The sequence below is a fragment of the Domibacillus sp. PGB-M46 genome (assembly GCF_022668875.1).
GTDB lineage: Bacteria > Bacillota > Bacilli > Bacillales > Domibacillaceae > Domibacillus.
The window spans coordinates 1-12,685 of the sequence record NZ_JAKGCR010000046.1 but is presented as its reverse complement, the minus strand read 5'-3'; the positions used below and the strand labels follow the sequence as shown (position 1 = coordinate 12,685).

Genomic DNA, 12,685 nt, shown 5'->3' with positions numbered 1-12,685 from the left:
GCTTCTTTCACTTCAGTCTATTTAAGATTAGTCATAAAACCGTTGGAATACGGGGTTAGCCTGATTACTGGGGGTCGGAGATCCTCTTGCCCGGGAATCCCCCACTTCAACCGTCAGGTAAGTGGGTGGTAGTTCAAACATACTTCCTTTAGATTTGTACGCATTCCTGGCAGCAAATATCGTTGCACTTTTTCACGAAAGCGGCGCAAATAGCGGCGCAAATCTTGCAATGTTGTTGAGCGAACTGGCTGCTGCGGGCCATCAAAGAGGCAGCCTGCCAGCAAACTGGAGCACAACTCTGCAGTATTTAGGTGCCGTTTTTTTGCTTTACCATCTGTATCTTCAGGCAAGTGTTTGTATATTCTTCTCACGCCATGGCCCATTTTAACCATTCCTCCATCAGTGTTTTCATTTGCAGCCGCTGAATGTTATAAGAAACAAGATTCATGTTAATTAGGTATGGTTTCCTTGGCATTTGATAATGACAAGGCAAACTCTGTTTTCTCGTAACCCTCTTCCCGGGGATTATGCTGCGAATTACTCTTCTGCTTTTCCTTCTACAGCTGCATCCTCTGTGCTAACATCTTCCCCAAAAGCCGGCTTTAATGTTTCATCGTATGCTTTGTGGAAGAATTTGAAATTTCCTGTCCTGGCTGAAGCGTTTCTACACCTTCGATTTCAACTGTTTCCGGATATTTGAGACCTAATCCCGTGTTAAGGCATACAACATGCTCATCTGCCTGGATCCACCCTTGTTCACACAAAATCCTCGCTGCGGCAAAGGTTGCTGCTCCTTCTGGGCAGACGAAGTTTCCTTCTAATGACGCTGCTTGTTTTTGCGCCTTCAATATTTCCTCTTCCGAAATGGCAATCGCACAGCCTTCTGTTTCATAAAGCCCTTCAAGAACTAAGAAATCGCCTATAGCTTTAGGGACATTAATGCCAAATGCGCATGTTGCTGAATCTTCAAAGAATTGCGATTCTTTTTCGCCTTTTTTCCATGCTTCCACAATGGGCGCACAGCCTTTTGCTTGAACGGCTACTAAGCGGGGAAGTTTCCCGTCTTCAACCCAGCCCAGCTGCTGTAATTCAAGAATGGCCTTGTAAATTCCAATGATGCCTACTCCGCCGCCTGTTGGATACAAAATAACATTTGGAACTTTCCAGCCAAACTGTTCGACAATCTCGTAGCCCATTGTCTTTTTGCCTTCAATACGGTATGGCTCTTTCAGTGTAGAGGCATCGTATACTCTGTGGCTTTGAACTAAATGGCCAACAACCTTGCCTGCATCACTAATCAAGCCATTGATAAGATGCAGGTCTCCACCCGCAATATAAACCTCTTTACGCGTAATGTGCGGGGCATCCAAAGGCATAACAATTGTGGCTTTAATGTTTGCTTTTGCCGCATACAGAGCCCAGGCCGCACCTGCATTGCCGTTTGTCGGCATGGCTAAATGTTTTACACCCAGCTCTTTTGCCTTTGAAATGCCGACACTCGCCCCCCTTGTTTTAAAAGAACCTGTTGGAATGACACCTTCATCTTTTATGTATAAATGGTTTAACCCATATTCTGCTCCTAATGACGGGAGCTTTTCAAGCGGTGTCATCCCTTCACCGAGTGTAACAACGTTCTCCTTTTCATGAACAGGCAGCAGCTCATGATACCGCCATAAGCTGTTTGGGCGATTTGTAATCTCTTCACGTAACACGTTTGCTTTCACTTTTTCTAAATCATAGCGCACTAATAATGGTGAGCCGCACTTGCATAATTGCTGTATCTTTTTTTCCTCATATACTTCGCCGCATTTTGGGCACTCCAAGTGTGAAACGTAGCTGTAATTTTTCATTTTCCCCCTCCTAAAAAATAAAAGACCACAATTAAGCTCCTGTGTAGAAAGAGAAGAATTGTAGTCTTTGGTGATCCAATTGACAAATATCTTTATTATATTAACAATACTTAATTATATTTTTCGGATAAGTGAATTATGATTAAAAACCTATCCCTTTTTATTAAGTAAGATATTTCGGGTTTTCTTTTTTCAGATTGCAGACAAAGTGGTTCTCAAGTCTGCAATTTGGAACCTCTGTTATGCGTTTAAATAGAGCGATTCAGGCTGACAGTAGTGGCTTCCACAGCCCGCCGGCTAACCTTTTAAGATTTACGAAGATAAAAGTAAATATCGCCTGTATCAATAAATCCCCCAGTCCGATGACGGGTTTGGCCCGTGCTTTTCTTTAGCAGCCGCAAAGTTCCGCTCCATCGTTTCTTTGCGTTTAGCACATATATCATATTCAGCGATGTGTGTGCAGTCGGCCTCTTCCAGATAGTACGTATGCCGATATATGCCGATGAACCAGTTTTTCTGACTGTTTATAGGTGATTCAATATCAATGGTATAACGAAGCCTTTAATGAATATTGATTTTTGTTTATCTTCCTGCTTCATCCGCTGGATCATTTTTCATTTACGGCAGGGACACAACTTTTTCCTTCCTCCAAATCCCTTCTAAGGATCTAATATAAAATATTTCTTCTATACGGGAGTTACGCAGCTCATGCTCTAGGACGGCTCTTACTTTTAAATCTTCCCACAATTCTAACAGATGAAGGTAACTTAAAGATTCGGTGATGATAATGATCCTTCCATCAAACGCTTTCCATTTTAAATACATCATCAAATCCTGAATATCGCCTTTTAGTACATAAATGTAGATAGGGTTGTTTTGAACAAATACCGATCCCACGAACGGTTCTGACGCTGGAAAGATCCGTGAATCAGGAAAGTACTCATAAAGCTGAAAAAATAAAAGCCGTTTTAACACCTCTTCCACTTTATACTTCAGCCAGTAGTTATTTTGGTAACCAGGTACACCGGCTACTGCAGCTCCATTTACACCCAGTGTATATACAGGAATTACCCGGTTGTTTTTCTTCATATTATGCCGAACCAGCTTTTTCTCCGCTGTCATTTTCTTTTTTCTTTTCTTATCCAGGGAAAATAACCGGGAGAGCTGCAGCCCGCCGATTACACCAATGCAGGCAAGTGCTTCTAATGCCCGTTTTTCCTTAGCTGATTCTTGATTAATACGTTGGGATGGTGTGGCGTGCTTCGGCACTTTGGTCCACTGCAGGTTTCATTCATGTTCTAAAGAAAAAGGACTTTTATTCATCTCGGGTTCTCCTTATAAGACACGGGTAATACGGGAGCGGATTTGCTCTTTCTTTACGTCCGTTTCAAGCACCCGCACGAGAACCCGTTCTCCTTTGTGGACGTCCTGGAACTTTAAATGGCGTGACAGGCAGTCTACACCCGGCTCTAAATTAACGAAGACCCCATACTCACGCACACCAGACACTGTTCCCACGTATTCATTTCCCTTCTGGTATCGGCCGGCACAGGACGGCCACGGATTACCCTCTGCTTCTTTCGCACTGACTTTTACTTTGGCGTTTTCTTTATCAATCTCCATTACCTTTACGCTTAAGTGGTCACCAAGTTTTACTTTATCTGTTAAGTTATCAATCCAGCCGTAGGAAATGTCTTCAATCGGAATCCTCACTTCAATCCCGCCAATATCTGCCCGCACCTGTGTCTGATTCACATGGCTGACAACCGCAACAATCGTATCGCCCGGCTCAATTCTTTTAAGCGTGATGGACGCAGCCTGTTCAACCGCCGCTTTTCGGGAAGCGGTGAAGATGCTTGCATCCCGGTCATAGTTCAGGACTTTAAACAGCACGGCTTGTCCTGTCATGCTGCGCAGCTGGCGTATGGTTTCAACACCCGTAAGCTCCATTGGAATGTAGCCGCGGATGCTGCCGACTGAAACGACTGCACACTGTTTATCCAGCTGCTTTTCAATGCCTATGATCGGCGCCTGCAAAATCGTCTGGTTTTGATAAGCGCCGAACACTTTCTTCCAGTTTTCATCGACTTCTGTTGCCTGCACCTTTGACGGGTCAAATCCTTCAATCAGTACCTGTGTGAGATTTTCTGCTGCCATGCTTGCTCACTCCTTTTTATTGTTAGGGTTAGAGACAACACATTAATCCCAGAATCCATCAGATGACTGCGGCGGTATAAACTCTTTTTTTCTCTGTACAGTATCTGTTTTCGATTTAGTCGTTTCTCCCGAGGGCTTTTCATTTTTCGCGTTTTTAGGCTGCTCCTCATTTTGTGTGGGAGCAGCTTGTAGTATATTCGGCTGTTTCTCTTCAGCCGATTTTTCCGTACTGTTTTTTTCTTTCTCCGACTCAGTCTCTTCTTCTAACACTGTGAGCATGTCATGCGGACAAACGATCCTTCTGCAGGCACTAGCTCTTCATGAACCACCGATTGAATCGGCTTGGGCAGTGCAGGTACCGGCTGCGCTCTCTTCCTGTGTTTTTTCTTTAATAGGTTCAGAAGCGCTGACAGCCATGATCTCTTTTCTTCCCATTCTCTCTTTTCTTTCCAGTCACGCGGCACAAAGTTCCCTTTTGCCAGTTCGGGCGGCTGAGGTGTTCCGTCTTGCAGGAGCTTGTGGACAAAATGAAAACGAGGAAGCCCATCCATTAAGTCTGTGTAATAGAAGCGGTACTCCTCGTTTTCAGTGTCCCGATATGATTCTGGAAAGAATTTTGGGACAAGTATTCGGTTTTTGAAAGTGCTCTGCCGCCTGATCACTCGGTTCCGGCCAAACTCTTCCGCGAACTCTTTTGCATCTCCGGCAGACAGCCCGCCAAACGTAATTTTGTTACGGCACGAAGTTAAAATGGCCTGCTTCATCGCTTTTGGACCGATTTTTCCAGCTTCTACTTCCAGCTGGCCAAGTGACTGCATAGCGAAAATACCGGATACCCGGTATTCTGCTGCGAGCGACAGGAACATTTCTACATCTGGGTTAATGAAACGGTTGTATTCATCGACAATCAGAAAATGCGGGATGCGGGTCTGTTCTGTGCCGGGTCGCCGGAATGTGCCGTTTTGTAAATGCATAATGATAAACTGGCCAAATGCGTCACCCGCTTTTCGCAGTTTACCAAGTGCCGTATTTACTGCAAGAACCCCGCCTTCCTCAAAATGCCGGTCAATATTAATATCACTTTTGCCCGTCATAATTCGCTTTAGTGATTCATTGCTTGTGATGTTTTCTAGCTGGGCACGGAGCCCGATCACAAACTGCCGGTATTTCTCGCGCATGCTGCCAAGCAGCTCCGATTCGAAAAAGTGGACGAGATCGGTCAGTCCATCCCGACTTTTCAACTCTTTCACTTTTTTCTCCAGCTCTTTTTCATCCCGCAGCGTATTCATCACATCGATAATATCCATCTTGTCGCCATGCAGGGCTTTCAGCAGTTTGGTCACATTCCGAGCCGAGAGTTCCTGCACGGTTGCAAAAAAAGCATCCTGTTTTCCGAAAAGCCCTTTTAATACAACCACGGTTGCTTCCGCCACATCATCCATACCGCCTTCCATTGGGTTAAAACCATGACTGTCAGGCAGCTCTGGATCAATATGGGTGCACGAGATGTCCATTTCCATGCACATTTCATTCACCATCCGCGCGACATCGCCTTTGGGCTCTACCACCGATAATCCCAAAGGGATGCCCCGCCTTTTTTGAAGCAAAAGCTGGTAGATCATCGGCTTTAAAATGGTAGCCGTCTTCCCGGAACGGGTGGGCCCCACAACCAACATATGTGTAAAACAGTCGCTTCCCTGCCAGGTAATCGAGAGTCCGATCGGAATCGCCTCCTTTTACATTGATTATTTCACGTGAACGGATTCACCAAGAACAACTGTGACGGTCTTTTCTGCTGCTTTTCTGTTAAATAACTGCCTGGCACTGTTATTCTTCTCTCTTTTAGCCGTACGCTGGATACTGCGCTTTTTATGTGTTGCCCGGGAAATAAAATGAATGGTGTTCAATACTAATGCGCCTGTACCAAGAAGAATCATAGAAATTTTCATCATGCCGGCAGCGGAGAAGAAAGTTTCAAATGTCCAGATTTCATAGATCCAGGCTCCAGCCGTCTGCACTAAAAACAGGGACAGGGAGAGAAGCAGTAATGACGTTCTTTTTCTGCTTTCTGTACGCCGCAAGACCGCTGCCATATACACAGTTCCCAGCATAACTGTGATAATCAAAAGGGCCTTGGAAGAGGGAATGTACCATTCTTGGTACATCCCAATGAATCCGGTGGCTGCCGCGGCAGCAATGACAAATAAAAAAGCCGTTTGCTTCATTCACGGTTCATGCGCAGTTTGCGCTTCTCCACTTCTATGACAAAGATCAATTCATCCTTCATGATCTCTTTCATGAGTCCGTACATTCTTCTCTGGGATGTGCGCGGCATAGCAGAAATTTCATCATGCAGCAGATGGCCATTGTCAATCAGTCCGGTTATGGTCTGGAATTCAGGCAGCAAACTCATACGTTTATTCCCCCTATGATTTCATCATGCCGGCGGCTTGGATTTCATTTGGATGGACCTCTTCGTAGTCAAGATGGTGAACGTCCTTGAGCAGTTCCTGGTGAAACTCCTTCATATGTGTCAGTATCAAAATTCGCCTCTGATCCTGGTCAAATGTTTCTTTACGGTACCGCTTCAGGCTGTAAACTTTCATCAAATCTGTATCAAGCAGGCTGACCAGATACTTTTCTTCTCCGTTATGTTCTACAAGCCGGTCAAATGATGAATAAAGCGGCGGCTTCTCTGAAAGCGGTGTGATGTTATGTTCCGACAGTATATTCAGCATATTTCGCTCATCAGCCATAAACTGAAGGTATGTTTTACCGAATGTATAGGGCACAACTTTCAAAGGGCCGCCTGTAATGAGTTCTTTTCCCGGGTTCGCTGCCTCTGAAATAAAGTCCCTGAAGGAAGCCTGTCCTTTTGTGAAAATGATAAAGTGGTGCATGGCAGATTCTTTGATTTCTCTCACTACTTTCATGATGTACTTCGGAAGCGAGCGGCTCATGAAAATATAAAAACCATACTCCGTTCCATCGGGTCCGACCCGTAAATATTATTTCCCCGGTTAAGTCCGTACATGGATTTGATTTCTCGGCTGTCCCGCATTGTCCATCCAAAAGGGGCAAGGTCAATCATCAGCCCAAAAAAGAAGAAATAGAAAATAGCTTTTAAGCGGATCGGCCTTCCCAACTGGAGGCCAAACAGATGATAAATTTTCCGGTCGAACTTTAAAAAGTTATTGATCACATATAAGGGTACCCGGTTCACCCTATCCCCTTCTTTCCGAGTTTCTTCTATATATAATTATGCTCCTATATTGAGCTGTCCGCTGAGCCATTCTGATAAGTTAAGCAGTACCTCTGGGTTCACCACAAAGATGCCGATAAATGCAAGCCCAATCAGGCTGCCAATCATCGTCAGCCACGCGCGTTTATATGCCGCGGCTAAAAGGACAATAAACAGCACAAACAAAAGGATGTACTGCACCTGCTCGGAAAACCATTGAAAAATTCCTTCTAAGCTCATTGCTTATCTCCCTCACTTTCATTCATGGCGGACACGACAAAACGCTCACCATCTTTTTTAACGGTCAGCTCATAGTCCGTATGAAACTGCATCTCTGATTCCGGATCCTGCATGATGACTTCACTCTGCACAATATATTGGCCTTTCTTCTGGCCTTCGTATATGTCTGCCGAGGCTATCTTTACAAACTCCATTGATTTATTCAGACCGGCAATATGGGTGCTATCATCTAAAATATAAGCAAGCTTATCCGTTGAATCTTCGGTGTAGCTTTTGAAAAACGTATCGAGAAAGCGGCGGACTGTTGTTGTTTCAGGTGATGAAGAAGCTTTTTGAAGTCCTGTTGCTTTCTCTACTTTTACAGTTGTTTTCTCTTCCATATGAGTAAACTTCGGCAGTTCATAGACACCATATGAGCGCCCATCGTAAGCTACGGGAACGACAAAATACTTTGAAATAGATTTTGTTTCGAGCTTACCTTTTGTTTCACGTGAAACTTCGACATTTACATAAAACGTAACAAGGGCCTTGTCGTTGCCTCTTTCTTCTACCCGTTTAACTACAGATCCTTTATAAGGTGAATTCCATGTTACTTTTTCCACGTTGAGGCCAGCCTACGGATCCAGCCCTTCAGCCAGGAATGGACTTAGCCTTTCTTCACGTTCTTTCTTTTCTTCCTCACTATTTCCCCAATTAAAATAGTGCGCGGTAAAACTTTCTGCAAACTGAACAGCTTCTGGCTTTACCGCTGGATTTTCCAAATGTTCAACCGTCGTTGCTTTAGGTGCAGTGGTTTTTTCCGTCTTTTAAAATAGCGTGGCAGCGTCGGTTAAAAACATAAAGCTGAACAGCACCCAATAAGCAGCAGTTCCTGCTCTTCTCGCCATGTCCAGTCTAGGCGAAAAATTATATCAATGCAGGGTTAGAAAGGGGCTGTCGCAAACCCAGGTTGCAAACTTATTAGGTTTTTCAACTTCCAGCATGTCTGGCTACGAGAAAAATGTAAGGAAACCGACCAATGCAAAGCTCGCTCGTTTTGCAGAATTATATGAGGTGCCGATTGCCTTCCGCCTGTACTTGTGGGATGAATCCAGTGAGTCCAGCCGTTATAAAGGTGTGTATCGAATCTTTTTAGACAAGCGTCTCGAAACCTGTAAGCAATGGCGTGAGTTTGCACATCAGTTATGCTGTGTACTGAAAAAAGCAGGGGATCAATTAGAAGTTCCTCCCCTATGCCGTGTCCTGACTCAAATTAGCACTAACTATTTTACCTGCCACTTTTGTATACCGACTTTTATGCTCAAAAGGTTACCGCTGCCATCTGAAAAACAGGAGTCAGTCGCTTATATGTCCAAGGTGTTTAATGTGGAGGCGGAATTAGCGGAAAAAAGGATAAATCAGTGGATGTAATAAGTACCACGGTATTCTTAATTAAATCATCTCATAAGAACTTCTGCTTATTATGGGTTATCTAAAGCGGGGTTCTTTTTTGTTGTCTTCTAAACAGTGATCTGCAAATTAAGCTACAAGTGGTGAAGCATTTTAAATTTTTCAGATGAGGTTAACCAATTTATTAGCAAACTGGGTTTGCAGGTGTATTAAAAAACGGTTCCAAAACCTGTGTCTAAACTTATGTCCGCACTTGTAGATGCATTTACGCCTGTATTCAGATCTACATCTGAACATAAGTTTAAACTTGTACGTAAACAAAGTTTGAAATTTCAGTATAGAGACGAAAGTCAAAACGCGGGCTTTTAAAAAGAGAAGGCGGGGAAAAAGCTTCAACAAAAAGTTAGTGCCGCATTCCCTTCGGATTTTTCTATTTATTGTGTGTTAGACATTAAGGTCTTTATTCTCTTTTGGGAAAAATAATAGACAAACATTGGAGTGGAAAAGTCTAGATACTAAGTGGTGGCGAATGGGAATTTTTATGTTTCCTTTGTAGCAGGGCTTAATCATTTTACAATGGATTCCTGCTCATAATCTATATCACATGAGTGTACCTAATCAAAAGTATACTTTTGATTAGGTACACTTTTTGTTATGTATACTTTTTATTATATATACCTATAATTGCAGTCGGAAGTAGAGAGTACGTTAAACCTCGTTCGGAATAACAGGGCAGACACCGATGAAGTTAGAGCAAGGTTTTTCATATCTCTGACAGAAATGCACCATCAAATTGTGCAGCAATTAGTTGGAGAGAGTCACATTGCAATTATATTTTATAGTGAATCATTTGTTATTCATCTTTATTTCTATTGTATGCTTAACGACAGAATTTGTATTCATAGCAACTACACTCTCTCTTTTGCTGTATTCTCTTTACTGCTTTTTCGTTAGCAGTTATTCCTACTCTATAAGAAAACAAATAGATTCCAAAAGGACAATCCAATATCTCACAGCAATCTTTAAAGGTTTTGTATGGGTTTTCTGAAAGACAGCAGTAAGGATGGTTGGAGTGGGGGTGTTCTCGCCGAAGATGATAAAAAAGAAAGATTTCATAAATAGCCCGGTCAAGAACATGGCACTGAGCATTTCTAAAAATGAAACCTTTATCTTTAATACGAATAAGCTAAATTAGCTGAGGAAAAAGGAGAGATTCATTTTGCGCATTGAACCTTGGAGAAATGTAAAGTTGGACCATATTATCGATTTTTCACAACGTGCGGAAAAACTACTGGTAAACCTGGGAGATACAATGACAACTGTCGGCCAAAACATAGCATTAGAACAAGCGATCAATGAACAAGGGACAAGTAGCAAGAAGAAAGCAGATTTTTCGCTTGCTTTACAGCGTGCTGGAAACTTATCAGTTACTTTAGGAGAATTGCTAAAGTCTGTTAACCAAACATTTGGTGTGGAGAAGGCTAGATACTAGGTGGCCAGAAATAGGGAAGGTACTTATGTAGAATTATCATAATCAAAAGTATACTTTTGCTTAGGTATACTTTTGCTTAGGTACACTTTTGTTTACTATGTATTAGTGCTTTCCTATTGAAAAAAGACATACAAAAAGCATGATTTCAAAAAGGAATCATGCTTTTTTAGAACTCAGATGCAGCTGAAAGGACATTTAGCTTTAGATAATCCGATCTTTTAAAAAGATCGCTTACCAAATTTTAATTTCTCGAGTGGACTTCTCGCCAAAACAAGCTTACCAATTGCAGCTGCCTGATTAGCGTGAATTAAACGAAAAATACGAAGAAAAACCGCAGGCAGAAAGTTACTCTGGTAAACAAGATATCGAGATTCCCATTCAGGCTGGAATTTATTTTTGTATTGGTAAAGCCCTTTAAAGTTGTAAAAGTGATTAACTTTATCAAAAATGATCTGGCCCACAGTCTCATACATTCCACTTTGATCGGGGTCTTTCATATTGGCTAAAGGAGAGATACCCATACTGCACCATTCATACCCATTTTCTTTACACCAGTTGAAGATAGAGATAAATAAAAAGTCCATAGTTGCATTTGGGCTTTTTTCAGGCTGGTAACGCATCAAATCGATGACAAGTGTACGATCGATTTTCGGCTGATTGTATGCAAGCGTAGCAAAAGCAATTATGTCTCCATCTTGGTTTTTGGTAACAGCAACGGGGAATCTGGCTACATAGTCATCGTGAAAATAGCTGACTGAAAACCCTTTCTCTTTTCTGCTCCCTAACCAGGCATTTGAAACTTCCTTTATTTCTTCCAGCAGTTCTTTTGCGTGAGGCGGAGATAAAACAGAAAATTGATAACCTTCCCGTTCAAACTTGTTTCGGCAGGTACGCAGCCGTTTCCGAGTGTTTCCCGAAAGCGAAAAACCCGGCAGATAAACTTTCGCTTCTTCTCCTATTTTAAGAGAAGCATACCCCAGTTCCCGATAAGCCATCATATAGCGGGCTGATACCTGATAAAAGACGGGGTTCATATTTACTTGCCGACAATATTCGTGAAATTCATGAATAGCTCTAACAATGAAAGATTCTTTCCCAATAGGATCTCCCAGCACAACAAATGTATTGCCTGCCTTTTGATAAATAATCAAAACTTGCTTTTGTTGTGACCAATAAAAGCGTTTGTCGTTCAAAAAACTTAAGTGGGATGCATGATTTCCACCGTTTCTTTGTAAAAATAACCACACTTCATTCAGGTCATTTTCATATTCAAGAAGCATAATAGGAAAAATCCCTCCAAATCATTATTATGAATGCCGACCTTGTCCTGGATGTGCAACACTGTCTTTTTCGTTCTTTAACGAAAGTTTCAATAAAAACTCTGTCTCTTCTCCATACTAACTTTTTGCCTCCACATTGTCTTGAAGAAGTTTGACAATTTCATGAACGATGATAACAACTAAATCGGTTTCTATCATTTCTCTTGATCGCGACTTCTCAACACGATGAAATCGATCGAAGACAAATGAAAGATGCTTCTCCTCTTAAATAAAGTCGCTCCTTAAATCAATGTAACCCGATTCGTCTCCAAATTCATCTTTGCAAATCTTTTCTTATTTATTGATCCACATGGGCTAATAAACAAGAAAGGGGCTCATGTTAATCAGCAGCTAACCAGGGACCTCTTGTGTGTTTGTCATGCAAATATTTAATGGTGAATCATTTTGTATTCATCATCATTTTTATTGTATATTTGGTCATTGATTTTGTATTCGCATCAACTACATTATCTTCTTTGATATATTCACTTGTATACGTTGGATGTAGTTCTACTGTTTTTTGTAGAAGTTATTCCGTGCCCGATGAAAAGAATAATAGGCTTCATTAATGGAAAGAGCCCAACCATTACAATTTTCTTTAAATGATCATAGAGATTTTGTAGAAGCCAGACCGTAAGAAGAATGGTTAAAGGCTTTTATCTTTTTTGTTTCTTATACACTGTTTCAGATCCCTCTATTATCCCTGTTTTTGTCACCATGCGTACTAGTATATTCACATAACGACAAGTGTAATTTTATGCATACAAAATCATACAGACGAATACAGTAAAAAAGCCTAAGCGGACAGCGTCAACAAAAGACACTAATATTCATGAATAATAGAGAAAATTTAATCAATGAAAAACTGGAAATCACCGGTTTTAACAAGTGCTTCTTAGATTTTTACACCATAGAAATGGGAGGTTGAGAAATAAAAAATAAAAAGTACCAATGATCTTTTTTAAACCTATAGGTTATAGGTGTATATATTTACAGT

At 41.8% G+C, this 12,685-nt stretch carries 13 protein-coding genes and 1 pseudogene; 2 read left to right on the top strand and 12 right to left on the bottom strand.

Annotated features, from left to right (window positions below):
• Positions 1–113: 113 nt before the first annotated feature.
• From L2D08_RS23140 to L2D08_RS23090, 11 genes and pseudogenes are all read right to left on the bottom strand, one after another.
• Entirely contained in the window at positions 114–383 is a 270-nt protein-coding gene (locus L2D08_RS23140; RefSeq protein WP_242237823.1) for a hypothetical protein, read from the bottom strand.
• Between the two features lie 219 nt (positions 384–602).
• Positions 603–1,850 (bottom strand): threonine synthase, encoded by a 1,248-nt coding sequence (locus L2D08_RS23135; RefSeq protein ID WP_242237822.1) that lies wholly within the window; start codon positions 1,848–1,850, stop codon positions 603–605.
• Positions 1,851–2,468: 618 nt separating this feature from the next.
• Positions 2,469–3,119 (bottom strand): hypothetical protein, encoded by a 651-nt coding sequence (locus L2D08_RS23130; protein WP_242237820.1) that lies wholly within the window; start codon positions 3,117–3,119, stop codon positions 2,469–2,471.
• Between the two features lie 66 nt (positions 3,120–3,185).
• On the bottom strand, positions 3,186–4,007 hold the full coding sequence (locus tag L2D08_RS23125) for a S1 RNA-binding domain-containing protein (protein ID WP_242237819.1): 822 nt from the start codon (positions 4,005–4,007) through the stop codon (positions 3,186–3,188).
• A gap of 263 nt (positions 4,008–4,270) precedes the next feature.
• Positions 4,271–5,716: a type IV secretory system conjugative DNA transfer family protein gene (locus L2D08_RS23120; RefSeq protein ID WP_375337639.1), complete on the bottom strand. Its 1,446-nt coding sequence runs from the start codon at positions 5,714–5,716 to the stop codon at positions 4,271–4,273.
• Between the two features lie 36 nt (positions 5,717–5,752).
• Positions 5,753–6,232: a hypothetical protein gene (locus L2D08_RS23115; protein WP_242237815.1), complete on the bottom strand. Its 480-nt coding sequence runs from the start codon at positions 6,230–6,232 to the stop codon at positions 5,753–5,755.
• Positions 6,229–6,420, bottom strand: a complete 192-nt coding sequence (locus L2D08_RS23110; protein WP_242237813.1) for a hypothetical protein — start codon at positions 6,418–6,420, stop codon at positions 6,229–6,231. Before L2D08_RS23110 ends, L2D08_RS23115 begins: the two co-directional genes overlap by 4 nt.
• 13 nt (positions 6,421–6,433) lie before the next feature.
• Positions 6,434–6,940: a hypothetical protein gene (locus L2D08_RS23105; RefSeq protein WP_242237812.1), complete on the bottom strand. Its 507-nt coding sequence runs from the start codon at positions 6,938–6,940 to the stop codon at positions 6,434–6,436.
• A 23-nt stretch (positions 6,941–6,963) separates the two neighbouring features.
• Positions 6,964–7,230 carry a hypothetical protein gene (locus L2D08_RS23100; RefSeq protein WP_242237810.1) on the bottom strand — a complete coding sequence of 89 codons (267 nt, stop codon included), beginning with the start codon at positions 7,228–7,230 and terminating at the stop codon, positions 6,964–6,966.
• Positions 7,231–7,266: 36 nt separating this feature from the next.
• Entirely contained in the window at positions 7,267–7,488 is a 222-nt protein-coding gene (locus L2D08_RS23095; protein ID WP_046176722.1) for a TcpD family membrane protein, read from the bottom strand.
• Positions 7,485–8,249 (bottom strand): annotated as a pseudogene (locus L2D08_RS23090) (conjugal transfer protein). Before L2D08_RS23090 ends, L2D08_RS23095 begins: the two are co-directional and overlap by 4 nt.
• 124 nt (positions 8,250–8,373) lie before the next feature.
• On the opposite strand from L2D08_RS23090, the gene L2D08_RS23085 reads away from it, so the two are divergent.
• Together L2D08_RS23085 and L2D08_RS23080 are read left to right on the top strand one after the other, a co-directional pair.
• The gene (locus L2D08_RS23085; RefSeq protein WP_242237808.1) at positions 8,374–8,898 is read left to right on the top strand and encodes a helix-turn-helix domain-containing protein; all 525 of its coding nucleotides are present in this window, start codon (positions 8,374–8,376) and stop codon (positions 8,896–8,898) included.
• A gap of 1,198 nt (positions 8,899–10,096) precedes the next feature.
• On the top strand, positions 10,097–10,369 hold the full coding sequence (locus L2D08_RS23080; RefSeq protein ID WP_242237807.1) for a hypothetical protein: 273 nt from the start codon (positions 10,097–10,099) through the stop codon (positions 10,367–10,369).
• Between the two features lie 218 nt (positions 10,370–10,587).
• Here L2D08_RS23080 and L2D08_RS23075 read toward each other — a convergent pair whose 3' ends face one another.
• Entirely contained in the window at positions 10,588–11,649 is a 1,062-nt protein-coding gene (locus L2D08_RS23075; protein WP_242237805.1) for a phosphatidylglycerol lysyltransferase domain-containing protein, read from the bottom strand.
• Between the last annotated feature and the right edge of the window lie 1,036 nt (positions 11,650–12,685).

Coding starts and splice junctions, on each gene's coding strand:
- L2D08_RS23140 (WP_242237823.1), bottom strand. CDS start 383: ATGGGCCATGGCGTGAGAAGAATATACAAACACTTGCCTGAAGATACA.
- L2D08_RS23135 (WP_242237822.1), bottom strand. CDS start 1,850: ATGAAAAATTACAGCTACGTTTCACACTTGGAGTGCCCAAAATGCGGC.
- L2D08_RS23125 (WP_242237819.1), bottom strand. CDS start 4,007: ATGGCAGCAGAAAATCTCACACAGGTACTGATTGAAGGATTTGACCCG.
- L2D08_RS23115 (WP_242237815.1), bottom strand. CDS start 6,232: ATGAAGCAAACGGCTTTTTTATTTGTCATTGCTGCCGCGGCAGCCACC.
- L2D08_RS23110 (WP_242237813.1), bottom strand. CDS start 6,420: ATGAGTTTGCTGCCTGAATTCCAGACCATAACCGGACTGATTGACAAT.
- L2D08_RS23105 (WP_242237812.1), bottom strand. CDS start 6,940: ATGAAAGTAGTGAGAGAAATCAAAGAATCTGCCATGCACCACTTTATC.
- L2D08_RS23095 (WP_046176722.1), bottom strand. CDS start 7,488: ATGAGCTTAGAAGGAATTTTTCAATGGTTTTCCGAGCAGGTGCAGTAC.
- L2D08_RS23085 (WP_242237808.1), top strand. CDS start 8,374: ATGTCCAGTCTAGGCGAAAAATTATATCAATGCAGGGTTAGAAAGGGG.
- L2D08_RS23075 (WP_242237805.1), bottom strand. CDS start 11,649: ATGCTTCTTGAATATGAAAATGACCTGAATGAAGTGTGGTTATTTTTA.